Below are 22743 nucleotides of genomic sequence, written 5' to 3'. Positions count from 1 at the left end.
GCCGCGGGCGGCCGACAGGAACGGGCGGATTCGACCCACTACACTGCCGGAGACCTGGTCGACAGACTGTCAAGGTCGTTCGGGGGGCGCGCTCGGAGTTCCACCGAAAATCAGGCCCGCGCTCGCCGAGCGTCGACGACAAGTGAGGAATTGATGACGTACCCCCCGCCCCAGCCCGGCTTCGACCCGTACAAGCAGTCCGACCCGTACGCCCAGCAGCAGCCGCAACCGGCGAGCGACCCCTACGCGCAGCAGCCCGGCTACCCTGCCGCGCCGGGGTATCCCGGAGCTCCGGGTTACCCTGCCGCGCCAGGCTACCCCGCGGCGCCGGGTTATCCGGCCGCCGGCGGCTATCCGCCCGCCCCGGGTTACCCGGCCGCTCCCGGTTACGGCCCCGGCTACAACCCGGGAACGCCGCCGGAGAACAACATGGTGTGGGCGATCCTGGCGACCGTGTTCTGCTGCCTCCCGTTCGGCATCGTCGCGATCATGAAGGCGGCCAACGTCAACAGCCTGTGGGCGCAGGGGCAGGCCGCCGAGGCCTACCGTGCCGCCGAGGACGCCAAGAAGTGGACGATGATCTCCGCGGTGTGCGGCGTGATCGTCTTCGTGATCGCCCTCGTCGCCAACATCGCGCTCATCGGAGCCTCCGGGGTGTGAGCACGCCGATCTCCGTCTCGCACCGGCTGGCCGCGCCCGTCGCGGTCGCCGGTGCGGGCGCACTGGTCTGTGCCGCCGTGCTGTGGGCCGATCCCACGACGCCGGGCGGTGTCATCCCGGTCTGTCCGTCCAAGGCGCTGTTCGGCGTCAACTGTCCCGGCTGCGGCAGTTCCCGCATGCTGTATTCGCTGCTGCACGGCGATCTGCCCGCGGCGCTGCACTACAACGCCCTCGGCCTGCTCGCGTTGCTCGCGCTGGTCGGCACGTTCGTCTTCTGGACGCGCGACCGCGTCCGCGGCCGCGACTCGGTGCGCTGGTACCAGTACCGCACCGCCCCGCACATCACCCTCGCCTTGGTGCTCGGCTGGCTTGTGCTGCGCAATATCCCGATCGCGCCCTTCACCGGTCTGCGCGTCTGAGTTCAGGTGCGCGGTGTCGCCGTCATCGGCACCGGTCCGTCCGGCCCGCCGGTGAACGACAGCGCCCGCCGGATCGGTTCCTCGGTCGCTCGTCGTGGATCTCGGTGTCGCTGTAGGCGTTTCCAGGTTCGGAACCGAATACCTCGGGGAGGCACTGCGTCTCGGTGTCCGGCAGGCCGCGATCATCCCGTCGGCTGGAGCAAGGTGGTACTGGGGCAGCTGGCCTACACCGCGCGTGTCGCCGACCTGACCCGTCGCCACCTCGGAGGACAATTCGTCCGCGGCGCGGCTGCGCAATATCGCCGAGGCGGGCCGGACGACACGTCGGATGCTGGTGCGTAGCCCGGATGCGCCGCGCTGAAGGTCAGCGCTTCTTGTCGGGCGATGGCAACCGCACCGCATCCCAGGGCACCCAATGCCGCAGGGTCGTCTCGGTGAGCTTGTTGCGGGTGCGGTAGTCGACCGCGACCTCGGCGTACCAGGCGACATAGTGGCCGAGGTGCAGTCGCACCCAGCCGTACTGGGTCGCCTGGACCCACGGTTCTTGGAACCTCGGGTCCAGGCTGTTCGACGCGACACCCAGCGACGGACGTTGCGGTCCCGGCCGGTTCGGCAGTAGCCAGATCCGCTTCGGGTCGACCAGCACGGGACGCGGTCGCGGCAGGCGCCGGACCGCCGACCAGCCATCCTCGGTCACCGTCGACCACCCGACCCGACCGCTCCGCAATTCGAACACATGTTCCCATCATGTCACGTATACGGACCGGTCGGAATGCCCCCCGCTACCGAAGTTGCTGAGCTTGCGCGACGAGCTCGAGGAACGTCCACAGCTCGCCGGTGTCGTAGGTGTCGGGCGCCTCGCTGCCGCCGAGGAACGGGTAGGGCGTCGCGATGTAGACCTGCTCCGGCGCGAGCGGCCCGAGCAGGTCGCGAATCCGCGCCACATGCTCGGTGCGCAGCACGTGGTCGGCGAACCCCTGCTCGCGCAGCACCCGGTCCGCGAACTCGGCGGGATCGGCGAACGCGCCGTATCCCTTCGCGGCCGCGCGATAGGGATGCAGCACCGCGCACTCCCCCGACTGGCTGTTCACCAGGAACGTGTGCCCGAGATCCGAATACCCGAAAACGAGATCGAACTGTGGGAAGCGCGGCGCCCAGGCCGGCATCGCCTCGACCATCGGCCGCTGCCCGATCAACTGAAAACCCTCGACTGTCACGCACCGATCCAATCAGCCGAGACCGCCCGCTGTCTCCACGCCGCGCGGTTCGCTACCGCTCGGCGAGTCGGCCTTCCGTAGAGCTGGCCGGACCCGCGCCCCGCGTACTTCCTCTTCGCGAAACCCGCCGTCCCGGAATTGGCGGCGCCTTGTGTCGCGATGTTCGGTACCGATCCCGGTCCTTGCGGGTCGCGCGGCTGACAGTCGTTGGGCGCGAATGCGATCGCGAGGTGTTTTACGAATTGATGACGGGAATATGGAGATTGTGATCAAAAATCGCGAATTGTCTGCGCTGGCGGCGCTTGTCGAGTTATCGTCGGCAAGCTCACCGCCATTCCCGCGCAGATCGACGCGCCCGCGGCGAGCGCCCAGGTCAATGAACCGGTCAAGATCACAACGCCGCAGGCCAGAGCCGTGGCGATGAGGGCGCACAGCACGGCCGTACCGCGCTCGATGCCGACTATTCGGCGAGCTCGGTCGTTCCGTGAAGTCATATCGTTGTAGTACCCAGGAATCCCGTGATGAAAACGTGATTTCTCGTTCGGTTTCGCGGGTAGGCGTTTTCACCGGGTATCGCAATCGAACGGCTACGGATTGCGCGAAAGAGGTTTCGTCCGTCGGCACTTGGCGAAATCGATCATGATCGCGTGCCATGGCAAACCGAAACTGGCTGCGCCGGTGCGTGACTCGCGGCCGGATCAGCCGGTGACCCGCTCGGCCCGCCTGCTGGACGGACAACCGCGTGAGGTGTCGCGCGCCGGCGCCCTCCCGCGCGGCGCGCACGGCCGTGGACAGATCAGCGGCCAGGTTCGCGGCGATATGAGTCGCGACCCGTCGGACCAGCGCGTGCTCCGCCGTGGATCGGATCGGGATCCACCGTGATCGCCGGATGCGCGGCGGCCAACTGTTCGGCCGCTATCCAGTGCGTGGCGGCCCGCTTCCCGTCGAGCAGCCCCGCAGCGGCCGGCACGCTCGCGCCCGTGCGGACCGAGGACACCCGCCTGCTGACCGCGGCGAGACGCCGGACGTGCGCCACCAACCGCGCCGTGGCACGCTCGTTCGCGGAGTTCTGCGCGGTGGTCGACGTGCTGATCGGCGCCACCGTCCTGCTAGTCCCCTGGGTCGGTGGTGGGAACTGCCGTCGAACTGGCCACGCACCGCGCCGTTCCACTGCCCTCGGCGGCGGTGAATTCCGCTCGTTCGCAACTCTTTCGCGGCGACACGGCTGCCGTGCCGTAGCCAAAAGGCATCTGGCTATCTCACAGCTCATCCGCGGCCTTCGATCGTTCGCACGCGCACTCGCATCGTCGTCCAATCGCCCCTCGCGCGTGGTCGTGCGTTTCACATATCGGGATGTTCCGGCTTTTCGCAGGAAGAACGCGGTTACACCCGCCTCGTATTCGGCGTAGCGTCGAAGTCTAGGGGCGTGATGTGATCTGACCCACCTCTGAACCACTGAGGCTATAACCGGGCTCCGTTTCGCACACGCGCTGATATCGAGCGAATGGCAAACCAGGAGTGACCATGAAGGGTGGAGCGAGGTTGGCGGTGGGGGTGGGGATCGGATACGTGCTGGGACGCACGCGCAAAATGCGGCTGGCGTTGGCGCTGGCGGGTGCGGGATTGAGCAGGCAGGCGGGGGGCCCGCAGGCCCTGCTGCAACGCGGAGCGTCGGTGCTCGGCTCGTCGAAGGAACTGACCAAGATCACCGACACGATTCGCGGCGAGTTGATGGACGCCGCGCGAGCCGCGGCAGTCAGCGCCGCGAGCAACCGCATCGATGCGTTGAACGCCCGCCTCCAGGCGGGTGGCCAGCCGTCGGAGGCGGAGGAAGACACCGACGAGGACGAGCGCCCCGAAGACGCGGACGACTACGCCGAAGAGGACTACGAATCCGCCGAGGAAGACCAGGAGGACGAAGACGAGGAGGAGGCCGAGCCGGAGAAGGACAAGAGGTCGTCGTCCACCCGCTCGCGGACGCCCACCCGTCGTCGGGCCACGGCGGCAGGCTCCAAGCGGACACCTGCCAAATCGTCCGGGTCGGGAGAACGTAAGCCGACGGGCGCCGCACGGCGTAGAGCCAGTGCCGACAGCGCGGACAGCGCGCCGGTGCGTCGCACGAGGAGGTGAGGGCGATGACGAAAGCTCTCGAAGACGTCACCCGCAAGCTCGGTGAGACCGCGACCGGTGCCGCGAGCCGGGCGAAGAAGGCGGCCGGGCCCGGTACGCCGCAGCAGCAGTTGCAGGACTCGTTGCGGAATCTCACGGGAACTCTCGCCGAGCGTGCTCTCACCCGTGTCGCCGACCGGGTAGCCGGAACAGCCGATCGCCTCACCCAGGTGGCCGAGGGCGGCGGCGGCAATCTGTTGTCGGCGTTGACCGGGGTCGAGAAGCTCGCCGAAGGCAAGTCACCGATGTCCGCGGCGATGAGCGCGGGCATGGACAAGCTGAAGAGTTCCGCGACGGAGAAGTTCCAGGATGTCAAGGAATCCCTGACCGGAGGCGGCAAGGGCAGCGGCGGCAAGAAGCTCAAGTTGACCAATATCGTCGAGCACATCGATGTCGGTGTCCCGATCGACCTCGCCTACGACCAGTGGACCCAGTTCGCGGACTTCCCGAAGTTCATGAAGAAGGTCCAGCAGGTCGAGCAGGTCTCCGACGAGAAGCTCGAATGGTCCGGCAAGGTCTTCTGGTCCAAGCGGACCTGGAATTCCACCATCGTCGAGCAGGTGCCGTTCGAGCGGATCGTGTGGCGCTCCAAGGGCCACAAAGGGTATATCGACGGCGCGGTGACCTTCCACGAACTCACCCCCGACCTGACGCGGATCATGGTGGTCCTCGAGTACCACCCCGCCGGGTTCTTCGAGAAGACCGCCAACCTCTGGCGTGCGGCCGGTCGCCGGGTTCGGCTCGAGCTCAAGCATTTCCAGCGTCACGTCATGACCGAAAGCGTGCTGCACCCCGACGACATCGTGGGCTGGCACGGCGAAATCCGCGACAAGAAGGTGGTCAAGGACGACGAGACCGCCCGTCGTGAGGAGCAGGAAGAACACGAGGGCGAGGAACGCGACGAGGCCGACGAAGGCGAGGAACCCGAGGAAGCCGAGGACGAAGAGACAGACGAAGCCGAGGCGACCGACGAAGACGAAGAACCCGACGAGGACGAGGAACCCGACGAGGACGAAGACGAAGAACGCGACGAGGCCGACGAAGACGAGGAGTCCGAGGAAGACGAGCGGCCTGCCCGCCGGCCCGCGGCGCGACGTCGCACCACATCAGGGAGCAGGCGCGGCGCCCCGGAACGCCGATCGACCGCGCGCAGGAGGCAAGAAGCATGACTATCGAACCCGCGGGTGGCGGGGGCGTAGCGGCTCGACCGAACTCTTCGGGCTTGGCCGACGTCATCGACACGATTCTGGACAAAGGACTGGTCATCGACGCGTTCGTGCGCGTGTCGCTGGTCGGTATCGAACTGGTGACCATCGACGCCCGAGTCGTGGTGGCCAGCGTCGACACGTATCTGCGATTCGCCGAGGCCGTCAATCGACTGGAGATCTCCGACACCGAACCGAAGGGTCTGCCGGACCTGGTCGGGGAGGTCGCCAGCGGCGGAGCCAAGCACAAGACCCAGGGCGCGCTCGAGGCCGCAGGCGAGAAAGTCCTGAACTTCATGGACGACGTCGAGGCGCGGCGCGAGAAGCAGAGCCGGTCGACGAAACGTAGGGAGGATTGATGTCCACCGAACAAGCGACCGAAGCGCGGGAGAAGGAAAGCGCCGGGCGTACCGCGGTGTACGTCTACGGCATCGTGCCCGCGGATGTGGAACCCGAGGAACAGGCCTCCGGTGTCGGCGATCACGGCGTCACCGTGGTGCGCCACGGGGAGATCGGCGCGTTGGTCAGCGAGATCACGACCGACCGCCCGCTCGGCACCCCCGCCGACATGACCGCGCACGCGGAGCTGCTGGACGGCTCGGCCGCCGTGGTCCCGGTGCTGCCGCTGCGGTTCGGCGCCGTCATGTCCACCACGGAAGCGGTGGAGAAGGAACTGCTCGAGGCCCATCAGGACGAATTCCGCGCAGCGCTGGAGGAATTGGAGGGTCGCGCGCAGTTCGTGGTCAAGGGTCGCTACGTCGAGAAGACGATCCTGCGGGAACTGCTCGACGAGAACGCCGAGGCGGCTCGTTTGCGCGACGCGATCCGCGACAAGTCGGCGGATGCCACGCGGGACGCCAGGATGGCGCTCGGCGAGATCATCAACCAAGGCATCGAAGCGAAACGCGCCCAGGACACCCAGCGGGTGCTCGACGCGCTGAACGAGCTGGAGCCCCTCGTCAACCAGCGGCCCCCGACCCACGAGCAGGACGCCGTGCACGTCGCGATCCTGGTGGAGGTGTCCAGGCAGGGCGACCTGGAGGACGCGCTGGCCCAGCTCGCCGACGAGTGGGACGACCGCGTGACCTTGTCGCTGCTCGGTCCGATGGCGGCCTACGACTTCGTGATGAAGCGCGCACCGGAGGGCTGACCGGTGGGTTTGATCTCGGCGATCGTCACGTTGCCGCTCGCGCCGGTTCGCGGCGTGATCTGGCTCGGTCAGGTCATCCAGGACGAAGTCGAACGGCAGCTGAACGATCCGGCGACCATCCGGCGTGAGCTCGAGGCGATCGACGAGGCCGCGGCGGCCGGCCAACTGTCGGAGGAAGAGCACAGGCAGGCCCAGCAGGCCGTCCTCGACCGGATGATGCGCCAGGGCGGCACCGGCTGACCGGAAGGGAGTGATCCGAGTGAGCGCCCGGAGAGCGGACGACGAGGCCGACGACGGCGGTGGCCGAGCGCAGTGCCGGACCGCCGCGCAGGCGGCCGCCGCGGCGATCGCGGAGCTGGCCGAGCTGACCTCGAAGCAGGCCGAGGGGGCGACCTCGGCCGAGCCCATCGAGGACGGCTGGCTGGTGGAGGTCGAGGTGCTCGAGGACCGTCGCATCCCCTCGTCGTCGGACATGCTCGCGCTCTACGAGGTGGAGCTCGATGTGGACGGGAATCTGGTGGCGTACCGCAGAACCCGGCGTTACAGCCGCGGCAGCACCGATATCGGCGCGAGGGGTGCGCCATGACCGTCGTGAACAGCGGATCATCTATGCCGGAGCCCTACGGCGGCGGCAACAGGTCGACGAACCTCGGCGACATCCTCGAGCGGGTCCTCGACAAGGGCCTGGTCATCGCGGGCGACATTCAGGTCAATCTGCTCGACATCGAACTGCTCACGATCAAGCTGCGGCTGGTGGTCGCGTCGCTGGAAACCGCCAAGGCGGTGGGCATCGACTGGTGGGAAACCGATCCCTGGCTCAACAGCAAGGCGCGCGCCCTCGAACGGCAGGATCACGATCTCGAACTCGAGAACCAGAAGCTGCGCGATCGGATCGCGGAACTGGAGTCGCGCAAGGACGTCGGCCGCAAGCCCATCGAGCGCGCACGCGAACGGGAGGAAGAGCGCGACCGTGACTGACGCCGACGGAGTCTGGCTTTACGCGGTGACCAGCGCCGCCGACCTCGGGGAAGACCTGGGTGAGCTGACCGGCGTTGCCGGGGAGCCGGTGCGCACGGTGGTCTCCGGCGATCTCGCGGCAGTGGTGGGATCGGTGCCGCTCGCGGTCTTCGGTGACGAGCCGCTGCGCCGGAATCTGGAGGATCTCACATGGCTGGAGGCGACGGCTCGGGCCCACGACGCCGTCGTCTCCGCGGTGGCGGGGCGGGGCGCGGCCGTCCCGCTGCGCTTGGCCGTCGTCTTCCTCGACGACGACCGAGTGCGCGGCATGCTCGACGAGCGCCGCGCGGCCTTCGAGTCCGCGCTTGCCCTGATCAGGGGGCGGACCGAATGGGGCGTCAAAGCCTATGGGGACCGGGCCGCGCTCACGGCCGCGGTCGCCGAGGCCGAGCTGGCCGGGTCCGAAAGAGCGGGCTCTGGCACGGCATATCTGCTTCGGCGCCGCGCGCAGTTGTCCGCGCGGGAAACCGTGGAACGCGACGCGGCCGAGCGCGCCGACCGGATCCACGAGCGCCTCGTCCGGCAGGCCGCGGCGGGTCGGCGTCAGCCGCTGACCGATCCGGTGCTGGACGGCCGCCGGGACTGGATGGTGCTGAACGGCACCTACCTCGTCGACGACGACCGCGCCGACGAATTCGCCGCGGTGGTCGAGGATCTCGGCAAGCAGTTCCCCGGCATCCGGCTCGAGCTCACCGGTCCGTGGCCGCCGTACTCGTTCGCCGGTGCGGAACGGGAGGCGCGATGACGCGCACCGACAGCGAGCGACGAGTCGCGCTCATCGATCTGCTCGATCGGGTGCTCGCGGGCGGCGTCGTCGTCACCGGCGACATCAGGCTTTCCATCGCGGACGTCGACATGGTCCAGATCTCGCTGCGCGCCCTGATCTCCTCCGTCAGCACCATCTCCGCCAACCCGCTCTCGCCCGTGGCGCGGACCGCACTGGAACCGGCCAAGGATGACTGAATTCGACGGCATCTCACCGCGTATCGACGCCGACCCCGAATCCGTCGAACGCGGACTCGTCACGCTCGTGCTCACCCTGGTGGAGCTGCTCCGGCAGCTGATGGAGCGCCAAGCGCTGCGCCGCGTGGACGACGGCGACCTGAGCGAGGCGCAGATCGAACGCATCGGCACCACCCTCATGCTGCTCGAACAGCGCATGGACGAACTGCGCGAACACTTCGGTCTCACACCCGAGGACCTGAACATCGACCTCGGCCCCCTTGGCACGCTGCTGCCCGAGAGGTGAGCGGATCGGTTGTCGGCTCACGCCGCCACCGGTCGACGATCCACACCAGCGCGGCCAGGCCGGACAGAATCACGCCGAGCAGGCAGACCGCGCCCCACCCTGCCGCGCTGTACAGCGCGGTGGCGGCGATGGCTCCACCACCGGTGCCGAGCGAGTAGAAGACCATGTAGCTGCCGATCAGCCTGCTGCTCGCGGCCGGATCGATGGCGACGATCAGGTTCTGATTAATCACGTGCAGGGCTTGCCCCGCGAAGTCGAGCGCGGCGACTCCGACGGCCAGCAGCAGCAACGAGTGCGGCGCGCCCCAGATGAACAGCCAGGACAGGGCCAGCACCGCCAGCGACCCAGCGCTGATCCACTGCCCGAGACCACGATCCGCCCACCGCCCGGCGCGCGCTGCGCCGACAGCGCCCGCCGCACCGACGATCCCGAACAGACCGATCTCCGCTTCGGACAGCCGCCACGGCGTCGCGGCCAGCGGCAGCGCCATCGAGCCCCACACCGCACCGAACGCGGCGAACATGAACAAGGCGATCAGGCTCCTGGCTCGGAAGACCGGCTCCCGGATGGTCAGCCGGACCACCGAGGTGATCAGGTCACCGTAGGAAATCCTTTGTCGCGCAGCCGTATCCGAAGGCAGCGCGCGTGCGAGGGCGAACGTGAGAGTCAGCATCAGCACCGCCGAGACCGCGAACACCGCGCGCCAGCCCGCCACCTCGGCGACGAGTCCGGAAACGGTACGCGCCAGCAGGATGCCGATCACCACCCCGCTCGTCACCGTACCGACGACCGCGCCGCGCCGCGCGGGCGCACTGAGCACCGCGGCATAGGCGACGACGACCTGAACGACCACCGAGACCAGCCCGACCAGCGCGCAGGCGGCGAGGAAGACAACCGCACGGCCCGAGACCGCGATCACCACCGACCCGGCGCTCGCGACCGCCGCGAGCACAGTGATCAGCCTGCGCCGATCGATCAGATCGCCGAGCGGAACGAGCAGCACGAGGCCGAGCAGATACCCCGCCTGGGTGAGCGTGGTCACCAGGCCCAGTTGCCCGGAGCCGATGCCGAGATCGGCGCCTATGCCGTCGAGCAGCGGCTGGGCGTAGTACACGTTCGCCACCGAGATCCCGCAGGCCAGCGTCAGCAACACCGATAGTCGATTGTCGATTCCGTCGGATTCCGCAGCGGCCGAAGCCTTCTCGACCGATATGCCCATACCGACCTCTCCCCTCTGTGACACACCGAAGCGTCATGGTTTCGATTTGCAACCATCATGGACGTAATGGTTTCGATGTGCAACCATGGAGGTGAGTCCACCGAGGGAGAGTGCATGGGCAAGCCGCAGGCGAAGGATTGGACGGATCCGGAGTGCCCCGTCGCGCGCACGCTGGATCTGGTCGGCGACCGCTGGTCCCTGTTGATCGTCCGCGACGCTTTCGACGGCGTTCGGCGCTTCGGACAATTCCAGCGCAATCTCGGCATCGCGAAGAACATCCTCAGCGCCCGTCTACGACATCTCGTCGACGCGGGCGTGCTGCGCGTCGAACCCGCTGCCGACGGAAGCAGATTCGAGGAGTACGTCCTCACCGCCGAGGGGCGGGACCTGTTCGATCTGATCGTCAGCCTCCGGCAATGGGGCCAGCGGCACGCCTTCTCCCCCGACGAGCCGCACTCGGTCCTGGTCGACACCGACTCCGGACGTCCACTGCCGACACTGCGCTTCACCACCCCGGACGGCCAGACCGTCGCACCGCAGCGCGTGCGCGTCCGGAAAGTCGCCGAAGGAACTTCCGGAACTCGGTCGTAGCCAGACGCTTCGCCGTTCGCGGCATGCCGCGGTCCCTCCGCGGACAGCAGAGTTTCGGGTGAGCCGAGCCCGGGGCTAAGCGGCGAAAGCGAGGTCGGGATCCTCGTCCGACGGGGTGCCGCCCGCTCGCTCCAGCAGGCGGGCGAGGGCGTCGGCGACGTGGCGCGGCTGCTCGAGGATCACGGAGTGGCCCGCGCCCTCGACCATCACCAAGTCCGAGTACTCGATCGTGGCGGCCATCGCGACGGAATGCGAGGGCGGCGTCATCAGGTCGGCCGAGCCGCACAGCACAAGCGTCGGGATCTTCGACAGGACGGCGAGCGCGTCGGTCTGGTCGTAGGCCATGAAGGCGCTCAGGAAGCTCGCCATCGTCACGACCGAAGTCTGATTGTGCATCGCGTTGGCGAGAGTGAGCACCCGGGGGCTGACCTTGCGATCGCCGAACTCGGCGGTGCGGATGAGAGGGGCGAAGACCTTGCAGGCCATGAGCTTCGCGTGGTGCATCATGCTCGGCGCGCGCCGGACGGCGGCCTGGAACAGGGAGATGACCGGATTGCGCAGCAGACGGCCGAAGCCGACGTCGGCGAGTCCGCTGGCTGCGGTCGCGATGAGCGCGGCGCCGACGACGCGAGTGCCGATCTCGTGCGGGTACAGGCTGGCGTAGGTCAGCGCGGTCATGCCACCCATGGAGTGACCGACCAGCACGACCGGCCCGGTGGGTGCGACGGCGTCGAGCACATCACGCAGGTCGTGGCCGAGCTGCTCGAGGTTGTAGGTCTGGCGCGACGCGACGGCGGACTCGCCGTGGCCACGGTGGTCGTAGCAGACGAGCCTGCCGCCCGGATACCTGCGCATCAGCGCGTCACGGACGTAGGCCCAGGACGCGGTGCGCAGGCAATGTCCGTGCAGGAGCACGACGGTGAGCTCCGCGTCTCGCGGGCCGTATTCGCGAAGGGCGAGTCGCACACCGTCTCGGGTCGAGACCGTGGCACGACGACCCGCCGAGGTGGCGACTGTGCTGGGGATCGACATCGGAGGCTCCGGTTCGCTGGCGGTTACGTGTCCAACTGTCCGCCGGATCCGCCGCCGTTGTCAGTGCCCCGAGAGTTGAGGTCGCTTCCCCAAGGGGTGAACGCATCGCCACCTTGGTGGGATCGGGTCTACGCTGCGCAGAACTCGTTGCCTTCGGGATCCCGCATGACCCACCAGTGCCCGGCGGGTCCGTTGTCGAACTCGCGCACGCGGGTCGCGCCGAGCCCTTCCAGCCGAGCCACCAGACCCTCGAGGTCGCCCGACTCGCCGTGCACGTCGATGTGCAGACGGTTCTTGCCGGACTTGTCCTCGGGGACGTCCTGGAACAGCAGACGCCTGCCCCGACCGACACCGCTGAGCTGATCGAACGGATCCTCCGGGTGCCGGATCCCGGCCAGCCCACGGAAGATCTTGCGACCCCCGTGCTCGGCCACCGCGTCCTCGCCGAGATGACCCGCCGCGAGCAGCTGCTCGATGAGCGGGCTCGGGTCTTCCATCTCGTACCCCAGGGCCGCGGCCCAGAAGTCCGCGAGGACGGGCGCGTTCTTGCTGTCGATGACGAGCTTCCAGTTCAATGCCACGCGCCGGAACCTACACCGCCGCTACGACAGAAACGCGGAAGTGCTCAGCTGACCTTGGCGACGAGGCGCAGCGGCAGAGCGCGCATGGCGGCTGCCAGCGGCAAGCCGGGCCACGCGGGGACTTTGGCCTGGACGCGTTCGGCCTCGATGGCTTTGACCATGGCCCGCACGCCTTTTCGCGTCGAGACCATCAGCGGCGTGCGGCCCGCGGCGGCGGTCATCTCCGATTCGATGTAGGCCGGGTACAAGGTGGTGACCGCGATCGGGGTGTCGAGCAGTTCGGCGCGGATTCCCTCGGCCAGCGCCGCGACACCGGCCTTACTCGCGGCGTAGGTGGTGAGATTGCGCGGCAGGCCCCGCATCGCGCTGATCGAGGAGACGACGACGAGATGACCGGACCGCTGACGGCGGAAGATCTCCACGGCGGCTTCGCATTGCGCCAGCGCCGCGACGAAATTCGTCTCTGCGGTCTGCCGATTGGCGTGGAAGCGGCCGGTGCCGATCGGCTGGCCCTTGCCGAGCCCGGCGTTGACGATCACCCGGTCCAGGCCGTCGAGGTCGTCGTGAAAGGCGTTGAACACCTCGAAGACCGCGTCGTGGTCGTTGACGTCGAGCTCGCGCACGCTCACCCGGATGCGGGGGTGCGCTGCGAGCAATTCGTCGTGCAGTCGACGCAGGCGCTCCCCGCGGCGCGCGCACAGCGCGAGATCGCGTCCTTTCGCGGCGAAGGCGCGGGCCATCTCCTCGCCGAGGCCGCTGCTTGCGCCGGTGATCAGAATGCGCTTCCTGGTGGTCATCGACGATCCTCCTGATGCTGAAACGTGTGCGGCCGGGTCACGCGCGGTCCCGATACTTGGCGAGTTCGACGCGGGCGACAACGCCGAGGTGAACCTCGTCGGGACCGTCGGCCAGCCGCAGCGCCCGCGCCGCCGAGAGGAACCCCGCCAGCGGGGTGTCGTCGGACAGTCCCGCCGCGCCGTGCAGCTGGATCGCCATGTCGATCACCGAGTACGCCATGCTCGGAACCGAGGCCTTCACCTGCGACAGCTCGCTGATCGCCGCCGCGGCTCCCCCGGTGTCCAGCAGCCACGCCGTGTGCAGGACTTGCAGCCGCGCCTGGTTGATCGCGATGCGCGCGTGCGCGATGCGTTCGCGATTGCCACCGAGATTGATCAACGGTTTGCCGAAACCGTGACGGCTGCTTGCCCGTTCGCAGGCCAGCTCGAGCGCGCGCTCGGCCATGCCGATCAAGCGCATGCAGTGGTGGATCCGGCCGGGTCCGAGACGACCCTGGGCGATCTCGAAGCCGCGGCCGGGACCGGCGATGATCGCGTCCAGCGGCAGTCGGACGTCGGTGAACGACACTTCGCCGTGGCCGTATGGCTCGTCGTAGTACCCCATGACCGGCAGCATCCGTTCCACCCGAACGCCTTCGGTGTCCAGCGGCACAAGGACCATCGAGTGCCGTGCGTGGCGGTGCGCGTCGGGATCGGTCAGGCCCATGAAGATGACGAATCGGCAGTTCGGGTGGCCGATGCCGGTGCTCCACCATTTGCGGCCGTTGAGAACGACGCTGTCGCCGTCCACGATCGCGGTCGCGCTCATGTTCGTCGCGTCCGAGGACGCCGCGTCCGGCTCGGTCATGCAGAACGCCGAACGAATCCGGCCCTCCAGCAGCGGCGTCAACCATTCCGCACGCTGCGCGTCGCTGCCGTAGTGCACCAGCACCTCGGCGTTGCCGGTGTCGGGGGCGTTGCAGTTGAACACTTCCGGGGCAAGCAACGAGCGACCCATCAGCTCCGCCAGCGGCGCGTAATCCACCACCGACAGGCCAGCCCCGTACCTGTCGTCGGGCAGGAAGAGGTTCCACAGCCCCTGCTCGCGCGCGGCGGCCTTGAGTTCCTCGACGACGGGAGAGACGACCCAACGGTCCGAAAGACCGTGCAGCGTGGCGAAATAGTCCGCCTCGCGCGGCGTGATCTCATTGTCGATGAACGCGCGGACCCGGTCTATGTAATCGCGGGCGACGGCTGAATGGGTGAAGTCCACGATGGCTCCTCTCGATTCCCCCCGACACGGCGACAGTAGAACATTCCTAAGCAATGCTCAATAAGACTCGTCTCGTAGGGCTCGACGCGTAGTGGGGCAGTGTCATTCGGGTGAGTCGAACAGGCGGCCGAGGGCGTCGACGAGGTAGTCGACCAGATCCGAGGTGGCCACGTCGTCGTCGGCTTCCACGGCCATCTCCTCGGCCATCGCGAGCCAGCCGCGGACGGCGAGGCGCGTCATCGCGTCGGCCTTCGAACGTCCCATCGCGTGCAGGATGCGGTCGGTCAAGGTCGCGCGAATGTCCTGGAAGACCTCCATGACCCGGTCGTCACCGCCGCTCGCCGCGCGCACCAGTGCCACGTAGTTGGCGCGGCGCCGCCGGATGAAGCTCACGAAGCCATCGGTGACAGCGTGCTCGCGCGTTTGCGACGTTCCGCCTTCGGGCACTTCGGTCTGCCCGAGCATCCGGTCCCCCGCCGCGCGGACGACGGCGATGTAGTAGTCGCGCTTGGTCGGAAAGTAGTGGAACAGCAGGCCTCGCGAGATACCGGCCTCGGCGGCGACCTCGTCGATCGCGAGCTCGTGGATCGGGCGGGTGACGAGCAGGCGTAGCCCGATGCCGATGAGCTGTTGCCGACGATCCTCGCTCCTCAAGCGGATGCGGGCGCTCCCGGACGCGGTCATCTGGCGAAGGTACCACTGCGGAGCAATGCTCCCGCCACTATTGAGCGTTGCTCAACCTGACGCTAGCCTGTAGCCCCCACGACGATGAGTCGACCGCTGACCAGGCAGGAGTCACTATGCCGACCAGTCACATCAATGGCGCCGAACTCGCCTACATCGACACCGGCCTCCCCCCGCGGAGGCCGTTCGCGCCGACCATCGTGTTCGGACACGGGCTGCTGTTCGGCGGGTGGATGTTCGAACCGCAAATCGAAGCTCTGCGTTCGCGTTACCGCTGTGTGGCGATCGACTTCCGCGGTCAGGGCTACAGCGCGCCGACACCGTCCGGCTACGACATGGACACGCTCGCCGACGACGTGGTGGCCCTGATCGATCACCTGGATCTGGCGCCGGTGCATTACGTCGGCCTGTCCATGGGCGGGTTCGTCGGGCAGCGCATCGCCGCGCGGCGCGGCGAGTTGCTCCGCTCGCTGACCCTGCTGAGCACCAGCGCCGAGGCCCAGGGCGCTGTGCACGCCGCCAAGTTCAAGCTGCTCGCGTTGGCCTACCGGCTCGCCGGGACCGGCATGGTGCGCGACCGCGCCGCGAATCTGCTGTTCGGGCCGGTATTTCGGGCAAGCACGGCGGGTGAGCCGGTCATCGCCGAATGGGCTCGACGGCTGAGCCGATCCGAGCGCGCGGGCATTCACCGCGCGATCGTCGGTGTCGCCGACCGCGACGCGATCCTGCCGGAACTCGACCGCATCGACGTGCCCACCCTCGTCGTCGTCGGCGCCGACGACATCGACACCCCACCGGACAAAGCGAAGCAGATCGCCGACCACATCGCGGGCGCCACGCTCGAGATCGTTCCCAACTGCGGCCACACCTGCACACTCGAGCAGCCCGAGGCGATCACCGAGCTGATCGCACGATTCGTCAAAACGACCGACGACGTCGCCGCGGCCCGCAGCGGTCGCTGAGCCGCGTTCGCGAAACCGCTACGCCCCCAGCGTCTCCAGCACCCGCCGCGCCTGGTAGTCCGCTCCCAGCTGGTTGGGATGGAAAGGCACGGCGAGCCCGGTCGGCGCGCTGGAGAACGGGACGAGTCCCTCCACCCATCGCACACCGGGTGGTTGGCAGGCGTCGTGGCCGGTGCTGCCGGTGTGGGTGTCGACGAACTCCACACCGGTGGCATCGGCCACGCGGGCGAGCATGCGGTTGAGCTCGATGAGCTTGTCGCCCAGCCAGATCGCGTCGGCGTCGGAGATGGGGATCTCCGGGAAACAGCCGCCGGTGGTGCCGACGGCGTCGAAGTAGTCGAGCAGCAGGATGCGGGCGTGCGGGGCGCGTTCGCGAATGCCCGCGATGGTGGCGGTCACGCGGGTCGCGGCGACGCCGATGGCCTCGGTCATGAGGTCGGTGTCGCCGGTGACCATCGTGTCCCGGCACGGTGTGGCGGCGGGATCGATCGTCAGACAGGTGAATACGGACTTCGCCAGGGCGGCGTCGTTGCCGCCGATGCCAAGGGTCACCAGATCCGTGGTGGGAGTGAGGCTGTCGAACTGGGGTGGGTTGCTGCCCAGTGCCGTGGCCTGCGGGCTTGTCATGTGTCGGGTCTCGGCGCCGCCGCAGGTGGCGTCGCGGAAGACCGGTATCGACAGCGCGGCGGCCACCTGCTTCGGATAGTTGCGGGCGCTCTGCAGACAGTTCACCGGCGCGAACCGCGTACTGATCTGACTGCCCGTGGCATCGGCCGCCCACGAATCCCCCAGCGCCACATACTCCGAATACGCCGGTGCGGCCGTCGCCGGTGCGGCGGGCAGACCCGCGGCCGTGAGTGGCAGTAGCGCCACCGCGGCGGACGCCAGCAGTGTTCGCCTGGTCCCAAGCACTGTATCTCCGCTCGAACTACCCGACCCCGTGCATGAATTGGACTAACGTCCAGACGGAATCTAGCACGGCGGTGCGGGCATATGCCCTCAACCGTTGAGATCGGCTTCGGGAACGAAGAATTCGCGTCTACGGATTGAGCCGGTATCGGCCGCCACCCAGGGCGCACGAGCGGGAACGGACCTGTTCGGAGTACTCGCCCCAGCGCGTGGTTTCCGACCACGTCAGGTCTTTCGCCGTTGCGATGCCCGGGATCTCGGCCTCGGAGAAATCCGTTCCCACCGCGTCGACTCGGGTCAGGTCCGCGCCGGTGAGATCCGCGCCGCGCAAATCTGTACCGGCCAGTTGCGCGTACGCGAGATTGGCGTCGACCAGAACCGCCTCGACGAGGTAGGCCTCGCGAAGATCGGCCGACGTCAGATCGGCTCCGGTGAGATCCGCCCCGGGAAGCTCGATCCCGTGCAGTCTCGCGCGGACCAGATCGGCGCCCGGCCGGATCGCCACTCCGCCGCGGACGATCAGCACGGCGCGTAGCGACGTCGCGCCGCGCACCAGCGCGGTCGTCGCGTTCTGAAGCAGTGTTCGACGAGCAACAGTACTCAACCTAGCCCCCTGCATGCGAGAAGTTAGCCGGCGGGTTTCGACACTGCACACGATGTGGACGCTCGAGCCGTTTGAATTGTTCGTCGGTCCAATAAAATCGGCGGGGTTCAGCGATGATAGACAGCTTATCGCTACAGAGCCCCAAGGTGAAAGCTCGACATGGCTTGTTCGACGAGAAGTAGCTGCCGTGTCCAAGTGGCCGTCGTGAAAGGAGTTCGGCGGTGTCGACGGTACCGGTCGCCGCTGTTTTCGTATCGGAGAGGACACTTCAGGGATGAATCGTAAATCTCGGCCGCCGAACCTGTTCAGTCACCTCGATGAACCCACTGCCACCTCCGCACCGGCCGGTGACGGCCAGGTGTGTCCTCCGGTGTTCAGCAGCGCCGTGTCGAGTCCCGCGGCGACGGACGACGCCGCGGCCCCGGCCGGCAGTGATCAATGAAACCGAAGGACCGAGCGTGGGATCTCGGGTACGCGGCGAGCTGGCGGCTAGTGCGCGCTATGCCGCAGCGGTGGGCGAGCCGTCTGTTCGACATCGCGGCCGACCGCTCGGCCCGTAACGGTGGACCAGACCAGCTGCGGCGCAATCTGGCTCGGGTACTCGCCACCGCGCCGGAAGAAGTGCCGGACGACCTGGTGCGCGCGAGCATGCGCTCCTACGCTCGCTACTGGTGCGAAGCGTTCCGGCTCCCGTCGATGAATCCTGTGCGGCTGGCCGAGACCATCGAATCCGCTGCCACCGGGCTCGAACACATCCACGAGGCGGTCGAGCGCGGACGCGGCGCGGTGCTGGCCTTGCCGCACAGCGGAAACTGGGACTTGGCGGGAGTCTGGCTCGTGCAGCGGGTGGGTTCACCGACCGTCGTGGCCGAGCGGCTGTCGCCGGAATCCTTGTTCCGACGCTTCGTCCGGTTCCGTGAGCGTTTGGGTTTCGAAATCGTCCCGCTCACCGGTGCCGCGACACCACCGTTCGAGCTCCTCACCGCGCGACTCGAACAGGGGCGGATAGTTGGGCTGCTCGGCGAGCGCGATTTGTCCGGCAGAGGCGTGCCGGTCGCGTTCTTCGGTGAACCGGCTCGCATGCCAGCCGGTCCGGCCCGGCTGGCGATCGACACCGGTGCACCGCTGCTGCCGGTGCACTGCTGGTTCACTCCTGGTGGCTGGGGATTTCACGTCGGTGCGCCGATCGACACGACGGGCGGAGTGCGACACACGACTCAGGCGCTTGCCGATCGATTCGCCGCCGGTATCGCCGCACACCCGGCAGACTGGCACATGCTGCAACGGGTGTGGCTCGCCGACTACACCGCCGACGAACTCGCCCGCATGCACGCTCGCCGCGACTCGTCACACTGATTCGACGCCCAAACCGACCCCGCAAAGGTTCTGCACCGGGTGAGACTCCGGACGTCCAGCAGTCGGGTCAGGGTTCGAGGTAGAGCCGCTCGTTCGGGAGTCTGGGGAATCCGTTCGCGGCGATATCGATGGTCACCGCGTCGAGGTAATGCCGGTCCTCGTGTTCGGCGACGAAGACCAGCGCGGCGGTCAGGCACGCGACGAAGTCCATGCGCACGCCGTGCAGGAACACCGACAGGTGCACGTCCGGTTCCTCCGGCCGCGGTGAGACGGTGCTCATCGCGAATGCTCATGGGGCGGAGTCGGACACGCGTGCACTCCGTAGAGCACTGCCCGGCCGGAGGGACGGAACAGCGAGTGCGCGGCGGTGATCCAGCCGCGATACTCCGAGCCCTCGTCGGCCGGTGACGGCAGCGCGACTCGCTCGCCGTTGCCAAGCACCGTGATTCGGCGGCTGCGATACAAGGCCGCCTCGGCCGCGACCATGGTTGCCGGGATGTCGGAGCGCACGAGGAATGTCCACGTGTGGGATCGGGGGTGGGTGACGATCGGCCCGCCACCTTGCTTGGTGGTGTCGAGGTGGATCTTGACCGACTGCCCGAGTTCGGAGGGCATCTCGATCGCCCACACCATGCCCGCGGTGAAACTGATCCGCCCGGTGCCGGGTTCGACCACCGCGGGAAGGTTGCACACCGTGCGGTAATAGGCGACCCGGGATCGGGGTGTATCGGCGCCGACTCGCGCGAACGGATCGGTCCGCGGCGGAATGTTGCTCACAACAGCCTCCCGGTCACTGCTTCGAACAACCCCATCGGTGGAACACCCTCCCTGTTCGCTCGACATATGAAGAGCGCCCGCCGCCAGGGAACGATGAGGGGCACCGGGTCGACCGGGCGGCGGGGCTGGGTATCAGCTTGGTGGTTGGGGTGTGTTCGAAAGGCCAGTGAAGGGACAGGTTTCGAGTGGTGAGGGGCGGCGTCGTGTGGATCGATCTACCCTCGTGGCATGGGCCATCATGCTGGTGAGCGGATTGCCGCCGAACGCAAGATCGCTGGGCTGAGTCAGCATCAGTTGGCCGGTCGGGCCAAGTACAGCCTGAGCATGGTCAAGGCGGTCGAACAGGGGCGTGAGGTCGCGTCCCCTGGGTTCATCTCCGCTGTTGCCCGGGCGCTGCGGATTACGCCGGAGCAACTGACCGGCGCGCCTTACGACGACGGCAAGCCCCTCTCCGATGCCGTGAACGAGCTGTCGGTACTGCTTGCCGAGGGCCGCTACGCACGGGCGACCGAGCCTGCTGGTTTAGCGGCGCTCGAGGTAGAACTCGAAAAGGCGCAACAGCTCTACCGCGCCGACCGCACCCGTCAGACCATCGAAGTGCTGCCCGATATGATCCGGCAGTTGCACGGTGCCGTACGCGACTTGTCCGGCGACGAACAGGCGCACGCGTACACGCTGCTGACCTCGGCCTACGTGCTGGCGGAATGGTCCGTTCGCAGGACCGGCCACTTGATGCTTGCGCTGCCTGCGCTAGATCTCGCAGACACATACGCCCCACTCGCGGACGATCCGAACTACGGCGCGTTCTCAGCGCTCGCCCGGGCGCGAGTACTCACGCATTTCGGAGAATCGGCGGTAGCTGCCCAACTGATCGACTCGGCGATTCGGACTGCCGACGACACCCCCGCAGGCATGGTCCTGGCGGGATACTCCCATCTCGCCGGAGCGATCAACGAGGCTCGCAAGCTCGACTATCCGAACGCAATGGCCCATCTTCAGGCAGCGGGCGAGTTCGCATCCCGCACCGGCGAAACCGACTTGTACATGACAGCCTTCGGCCCACTCAACGTGAACATTCACGCCCACGCCATCGAGCTCGAGGCAGGCGACCCGAACCGCGCGGCGGTGGAAGGGGTGAAGCTGACCTACCCTGACGACGCACCACCAACACGCATCGCCCACCACTGGCACGACAACGCCCGCGCCTGGCTGATGACGGGGAAACCCGACCAAGCCCTCGCCGCGCTCAACAAGGCCCGTGCCGCGGCACCTCAACAGACGCGCCTGCATCCGTCCGTCCGGGAGACTTTGTTCGGCATCGCCGCCGCTCAGCGCCGCCAGTCCGAGAGCCTCGTCGGCTTCGCCTCTTGGCTCGGCGCGAGTCTTTGAGCTGTCAGGCAAAACGGGCAATCCAACAACCCCATGATTCGGACGTCCGCAGGTTCGATCGACGAGCGGTGTGCACTCGCGGTCGGGGAACGATGTGGGGCACCGGGTCGACCCGGCGGCGGGGCTGGGTATCAGCTTGGTGGTTGGGGGTGTGTTCGAAAGGCCAGTGAAGGGACAGGTTTCGAGTGGTGAGGGGCGGCGTCGTGTGGATCGATCTACCCTCGTGGCATGGGCCATCATGCTGGTGAGCGGATTGCCGCCGAACGCAAGATTGCTGGGCTGAGTCAGCAGCAGTTGGCCGGTCGGGCCAAGTACAGCCTGAGCATGGTCAAGGCGGTCGAACAGGGGCGTGAGGTCGCGTCTGCGGGGTTCATCGCGGCGGTGTCCGGCGCGCTCGGTGTCGAGCCCGAGCGGCTGCAGGGCAATCCCTATGTCGATACGCTCGCCGAAGATGGTCCGATCGAAGGGCTGGCCGAACTGCGCACGGTGCTGGCCGAAGGCGCGTATGTCCGCGCGGTCGAGCCGCCGTCTTTCGAGGAGCTGTCCGCCGGTCTCACCGCCGTGGAGATGGCACTGCGGAACGACCGCACACGTCGTGCCCTGGTGATGCTGCCCGATCTGATCCGGCAACTGTACGGCGCGATCCACGCCGCACAGCACGAGCGGGACCGCGCGAAGGCGTACAAGATGCTCTGCGCGGCATATATCGCCGCCGAGGGGGCGTGCGGCCGACTGGGCTACTCATCGTTGACTGCGCTGGTGCTGGATCGGCTGGATTGGGCGGCGTCGCACGCCGACGATCCCGCCTATGCCGTCCGCAGTCTGATCAAACGGTCGCGCCTCCTCATGGCACACGGAGCGACCGACGTGGCGATGTCGCTGGTCGACCGTGGCCTGGCTCTGGTTCCGGGCGACAGCGAGGCGGAGAACGTCCTTCGCGGGTACAGCCACCTGCGCGGTGCGATCGTCGCCGCGCGGGCACGACGCCTCGACGACGCGCGAACCCATATCGGCGCGGCCCGGCAGATCGCGAGGCCGATGACCCGGGAAAGCTCGCTGTACACAACGGATTTCGGCCCGGGGAACGTGGAGGTGCACGCGTGTGCGGTCGAGCTGGAGGCGGGCGACCCCGGCAAGGCAGCGCGTGACGGTGCCACCTTGGCACTTCCGCCCGATATGGCCGCGCCGAGGGCGGGGCACCACTGGCACGACAACGCTCGCGCCTGGCTGATGACGGGCAAGCCCGATCAAGCTCTTGCCGCGCTCAACAAGGCGCGTGCCGCGGCGCCACAGCAGACGCGCCTGCATCCGTCCGTTCGGGAGACTTTGTTCGGCATCGCCGCCGCTCAGCGCCGCCAGACCGAGAGCCTCGTCGGCTTCGCCTCCTGGCTCGGCGCGAGTCTTTGAGCGGTCGGTACATCGGGCGATCCACCAACACCTCCGACCCCGGGGTGCTGCCGAGGGGGCAGGTCCCGGGGTTGCTGGTATGGGTGGCAGGGGGCGT

Annotated in this window: 30 protein-coding genes; 17 read left to right on the top strand and 13 right to left on the bottom strand. The window is 67.8% G+C overall.

The window, feature by feature from the left end; all coding sequences use genetic code 11:
* Nucleotides 1–153: 153 nt before the first annotated feature.
* Both CRP45_RS05185 and CRP45_RS05180 read left to right on the top strand, forming a co-directional pair.
* A complete protein-coding gene (locus CRP45_RS05185; RefSeq protein ID WP_084482839.1) occupies nucleotides 154–660 on the top strand; it encodes a CD225/dispanin family protein in 507 nt (168 codons plus the stop codon).
* Entirely contained in the window at nucleotides 657–1079 is a 423-nt protein-coding gene (locus tag CRP45_RS05180; protein WP_179830762.1) for a DUF2752 domain-containing protein, read from the top strand. Before CRP45_RS05185 ends, CRP45_RS05180 begins: the two co-directional genes overlap by 4 nt.
* A 364-nt stretch (nucleotides 1080–1443) precedes the next feature.
* On the opposite strand, the gene CRP45_RS05175 is transcribed toward CRP45_RS05180, so the two are convergent.
* From CRP45_RS05175 to CRP45_RS35235, 3 genes are all read right to left on the bottom strand, one after another.
* Nucleotides 1444–1776, bottom strand: coding sequence for a hypothetical protein (locus CRP45_RS05175; RefSeq protein WP_143861343.1), 333 nt, complete (start codon nucleotides 1774–1776; stop codon nucleotides 1444–1446).
* Nucleotides 1777–1861: 85 nt separating this feature from the next.
* Complete coding sequence (locus tag CRP45_RS05170; RefSeq protein WP_218841079.1) at nucleotides 1862–2296, bottom strand: T6SS immunity protein Tdi1 domain-containing protein; 435 nt, start codon at nucleotides 2294–2296, stop codon at nucleotides 1862–1864.
* Nucleotides 2297–3092: 796 nt separating this feature from the next.
* Complete coding sequence (locus CRP45_RS35235) at nucleotides 3093–3398, bottom strand: type 1 glutamine amidotransferase family protein (RefSeq protein WP_143861342.1); 306 nt, start codon at nucleotides 3396–3398, stop codon at nucleotides 3093–3095.
* Nucleotides 3399–3820: 422 nt separating this feature from the next.
* Between CRP45_RS35235 and CRP45_RS05160 the strand changes: the two genes are divergently transcribed.
* The 10 genes from CRP45_RS05160 to CRP45_RS05115 are packed head-to-tail and all read left to right on the top strand — an operon-like array spanning nucleotide 3821 to nucleotide 9086.
* Nucleotides 3821–4426, top strand: a complete 606-nt coding sequence (locus CRP45_RS05160) for a hypothetical protein (protein ID WP_097244575.1) — start codon at nucleotides 3821–3823, stop codon at nucleotides 4424–4426.
* Nucleotides 4427–4431: 5 nt separating this feature from the next.
* Nucleotides 4432–5634: an SRPBCC family protein gene (locus CRP45_RS05155; RefSeq protein WP_097244003.1), complete on the top strand. Its 1203-nt coding sequence runs from the start codon at nucleotides 4432–4434 to the stop codon at nucleotides 5632–5634.
* The gene (gvpJ, locus tag CRP45_RS05150) at nucleotides 5631–6029 is read left to right on the top strand and encodes a gas vesicle protein GvpJ (protein WP_097244002.1); all 399 of its coding nucleotides are present in this window, start codon (nucleotides 5631–5633) and stop codon (nucleotides 6027–6029) included. Before CRP45_RS05155 ends, gvpJ (CRP45_RS05150) begins: the two co-directional genes overlap by 4 nt.
* Nucleotides 6029–6820 carry a GvpL/GvpF family gas vesicle protein gene (locus tag CRP45_RS05145; RefSeq protein ID WP_067783494.1) on the top strand — a complete coding sequence of 264 codons (792 nt, stop codon included), beginning with the start codon at nucleotides 6029–6031 and terminating at the stop codon, nucleotides 6818–6820. The genes gvpJ (CRP45_RS05150) and CRP45_RS05145 overlap by 1 nt, the downstream gene beginning before the upstream one ends.
* Before the next feature lie 3 nt (nucleotides 6821–6823).
* The gene (locus tag CRP45_RS05140; RefSeq protein ID WP_097244001.1) at nucleotides 6824–7060 is read left to right on the top strand and encodes a gas vesicle protein GvpG; all 237 of its coding nucleotides are present in this window, start codon (nucleotides 6824–6826) and stop codon (nucleotides 7058–7060) included.
* A 19-nt stretch (nucleotides 7061–7079) separates the two neighbouring features.
* Nucleotides 7080–7406: a gas vesicle protein GvpO gene (gvpO, locus tag CRP45_RS05135; RefSeq protein WP_067783500.1), complete on the top strand. Its 327-nt coding sequence runs from the start codon at nucleotides 7080–7082 to the stop codon at nucleotides 7404–7406.
* The gene (gene gvpJ, locus CRP45_RS05130; RefSeq protein ID WP_097244000.1) at nucleotides 7403–7798 is read left to right on the top strand and encodes a gas vesicle protein GvpJ; all 396 of its coding nucleotides are present in this window, start codon (nucleotides 7403–7405) and stop codon (nucleotides 7796–7798) included. Before gvpO ends, gvpJ (CRP45_RS05130) begins: the two co-directional genes overlap by 4 nt.
* Nucleotides 7791–8582, top strand: coding sequence for a GvpL/GvpF family gas vesicle protein (locus tag CRP45_RS05125; protein ID WP_097243999.1), 792 nt, complete (start codon nucleotides 7791–7793; stop codon nucleotides 8580–8582). Before gvpJ (CRP45_RS05130) ends, CRP45_RS05125 begins: the two co-directional genes overlap by 8 nt.
* Nucleotides 8579–8800 (top strand): gas vesicle protein, encoded by a 222-nt coding sequence (locus tag CRP45_RS05120; RefSeq protein ID WP_067783509.1) that lies wholly within the window; start codon nucleotides 8579–8581, stop codon nucleotides 8798–8800. The genes CRP45_RS05125 and CRP45_RS05120 overlap by 4 nt, the downstream gene beginning before the upstream one ends.
* Nucleotides 8793–9086 carry a gas vesicle protein K gene (locus CRP45_RS05115; RefSeq protein ID WP_067783512.1) on the top strand — a complete coding sequence of 98 codons (294 nt, stop codon included), beginning with the start codon at nucleotides 8793–8795 and terminating at the stop codon, nucleotides 9084–9086. Before CRP45_RS05120 ends, CRP45_RS05115 begins: the two co-directional genes overlap by 8 nt.
* Here CRP45_RS05115 and CRP45_RS05110 read toward each other — a convergent pair.
* A complete protein-coding gene (locus tag CRP45_RS05110) occupies nucleotides 9025–10305 on the bottom strand; it encodes an MFS transporter (protein WP_097243998.1) in 1281 nt (426 codons plus the stop codon). The genes CRP45_RS05115 and CRP45_RS05110 overlap by 62 nt on opposite strands.
* A gap of 114 nt (nucleotides 10306–10419) precedes the next feature.
* Between CRP45_RS05110 and CRP45_RS05105 the strand changes: the two genes are divergently transcribed.
* On the top strand, nucleotides 10420–10896 hold the full coding sequence (locus CRP45_RS05105; protein WP_097244574.1) for a winged helix-turn-helix transcriptional regulator: 477 nt from the start codon (nucleotides 10420–10422) through the stop codon (nucleotides 10894–10896).
* A gap of 75 nt (nucleotides 10897–10971) precedes the next feature.
* Here the strand turns inward: CRP45_RS05105 and CRP45_RS05100 are convergent, their stop codons facing one another.
* The 5 genes from CRP45_RS05100 to CRP45_RS05080 all read right to left on the bottom strand — a co-directional run bounded on the left by CRP45_RS05100 (nucleotide 10972) and on the right by CRP45_RS05080 (nucleotide 15242).
* Nucleotides 10972–11928: an alpha/beta fold hydrolase gene (locus tag CRP45_RS05100; protein WP_097243997.1), complete on the bottom strand. Its 957-nt coding sequence runs from the start codon at nucleotides 11926–11928 to the stop codon at nucleotides 10972–10974.
* A 128-nt stretch (nucleotides 11929–12056) separates the two neighbouring features.
* Nucleotides 12057–12509, bottom strand: coding sequence for a VOC family protein (locus CRP45_RS05095; RefSeq protein WP_097243996.1), 453 nt, complete (start codon nucleotides 12507–12509; stop codon nucleotides 12057–12059).
* 44 nt (nucleotides 12510–12553) lie between these two features.
* Nucleotides 12554–13306 (bottom strand): SDR family oxidoreductase, encoded by a 753-nt coding sequence (locus CRP45_RS05090; protein WP_097243995.1) that lies wholly within the window; start codon nucleotides 13304–13306, stop codon nucleotides 12554–12556.
* A gap of 37 nt (nucleotides 13307–13343) precedes the next feature.
* Complete coding sequence (locus tag CRP45_RS05085) at nucleotides 13344–14558, bottom strand: acyl-CoA dehydrogenase family protein (protein WP_097243994.1); 1215 nt, start codon at nucleotides 14556–14558, stop codon at nucleotides 13344–13346.
* A gap of 102 nt (nucleotides 14559–14660) precedes the next feature.
* On the bottom strand, nucleotides 14661–15242 hold the full coding sequence (locus CRP45_RS05080; RefSeq protein WP_097243993.1) for a TetR/AcrR family transcriptional regulator: 582 nt from the start codon (nucleotides 15240–15242) through the stop codon (nucleotides 14661–14663).
* Nucleotides 15243–15358: 116 nt separating this feature from the next.
* On the opposite strand from CRP45_RS05080, the gene CRP45_RS05075 reads away from it, so the two are divergent.
* Nucleotides 15359–16204, top strand: a complete 846-nt coding sequence (locus CRP45_RS05075) for an alpha/beta fold hydrolase (protein WP_097243992.1) — start codon at nucleotides 15359–15361, stop codon at nucleotides 16202–16204.
* Nucleotides 16205–16222: 18 nt separating this feature from the next.
* Here CRP45_RS05075 and CRP45_RS05070 read toward each other — a convergent pair whose 3' ends face one another.
* On the bottom strand, nucleotides 16223–17116 hold the full coding sequence (locus tag CRP45_RS05070) for an SGNH/GDSL hydrolase family protein (RefSeq protein WP_097243991.1): 894 nt from the start codon (nucleotides 17114–17116) through the stop codon (nucleotides 16223–16225).
* A 127-nt stretch (nucleotides 17117–17243) separates the two neighbouring features.
* Nucleotides 17244–17768, bottom strand: a complete 525-nt coding sequence (locus CRP45_RS05065; RefSeq protein WP_245909906.1) for a pentapeptide repeat-containing protein — start codon at nucleotides 17766–17768, stop codon at nucleotides 17244–17246.
* A gap of 387 nt (nucleotides 17769–18155) precedes the next feature.
* Between CRP45_RS05065 and CRP45_RS05060 the strand changes: the two genes are divergently transcribed.
* On the top strand, nucleotides 18156–19073 hold the full coding sequence (locus CRP45_RS05060) for a phosphatidylinositol mannoside acyltransferase (RefSeq protein ID WP_097243990.1): 918 nt from the start codon (nucleotides 18156–18158) through the stop codon (nucleotides 19071–19073).
* Nucleotides 19074–19140: 67 nt separating this feature from the next.
* Here CRP45_RS05060 and CRP45_RS05055 read toward each other — a convergent pair whose 3' ends face one another.
* Nucleotides 19141–19353, bottom strand: a complete 213-nt coding sequence (locus CRP45_RS05055; RefSeq protein WP_097243989.1) for a hypothetical protein — start codon at nucleotides 19351–19353, stop codon at nucleotides 19141–19143.
* The gene (locus tag CRP45_RS05050; protein ID WP_097243988.1) at nucleotides 19350–19850 is read right to left on the bottom strand and encodes a DNA-directed RNA polymerase subunit beta; all 501 of its coding nucleotides are present in this window, start codon (nucleotides 19848–19850) and stop codon (nucleotides 19350–19352) included. The genes CRP45_RS05055 and CRP45_RS05050 overlap by 4 nt, the downstream gene beginning before the upstream one ends.
* A 228-nt stretch (nucleotides 19851–20078) precedes the next feature.
* On the opposite strand from CRP45_RS05050, the gene CRP45_RS05045 reads away from it, so the two are divergent.
* Both CRP45_RS05045 and CRP45_RS05040 read left to right on the top strand, forming a co-directional pair.
* Entirely contained in the window at nucleotides 20079–21239 is a 1161-nt protein-coding gene (locus tag CRP45_RS05045) for a helix-turn-helix domain-containing protein (RefSeq protein ID WP_097243987.1), read from the top strand.
* Between the two features lie 228 nt (nucleotides 21240–21467).
* The gene (locus tag CRP45_RS05040; RefSeq protein WP_097243986.1) at nucleotides 21468–22646 is read left to right on the top strand and encodes a helix-turn-helix domain-containing protein; all 1179 of its coding nucleotides are present in this window, start codon (nucleotides 21468–21470) and stop codon (nucleotides 22644–22646) included.
* Nucleotides 22647–22743 lie beyond the last annotated feature (97 nt).

Source organism: Nocardia amikacinitolerans (assembly GCF_900215415.1).
GTDB classification, from domain to species: domain Bacteria; phylum Actinomycetota; class Actinomycetes; order Mycobacteriales; family Mycobacteriaceae; genus Nocardia; species Nocardia amikacinitolerans.
Note: the sequence above shows the minus strand (reverse complement) of the source record. Positions and strands in the feature narration are given on the sequence as shown.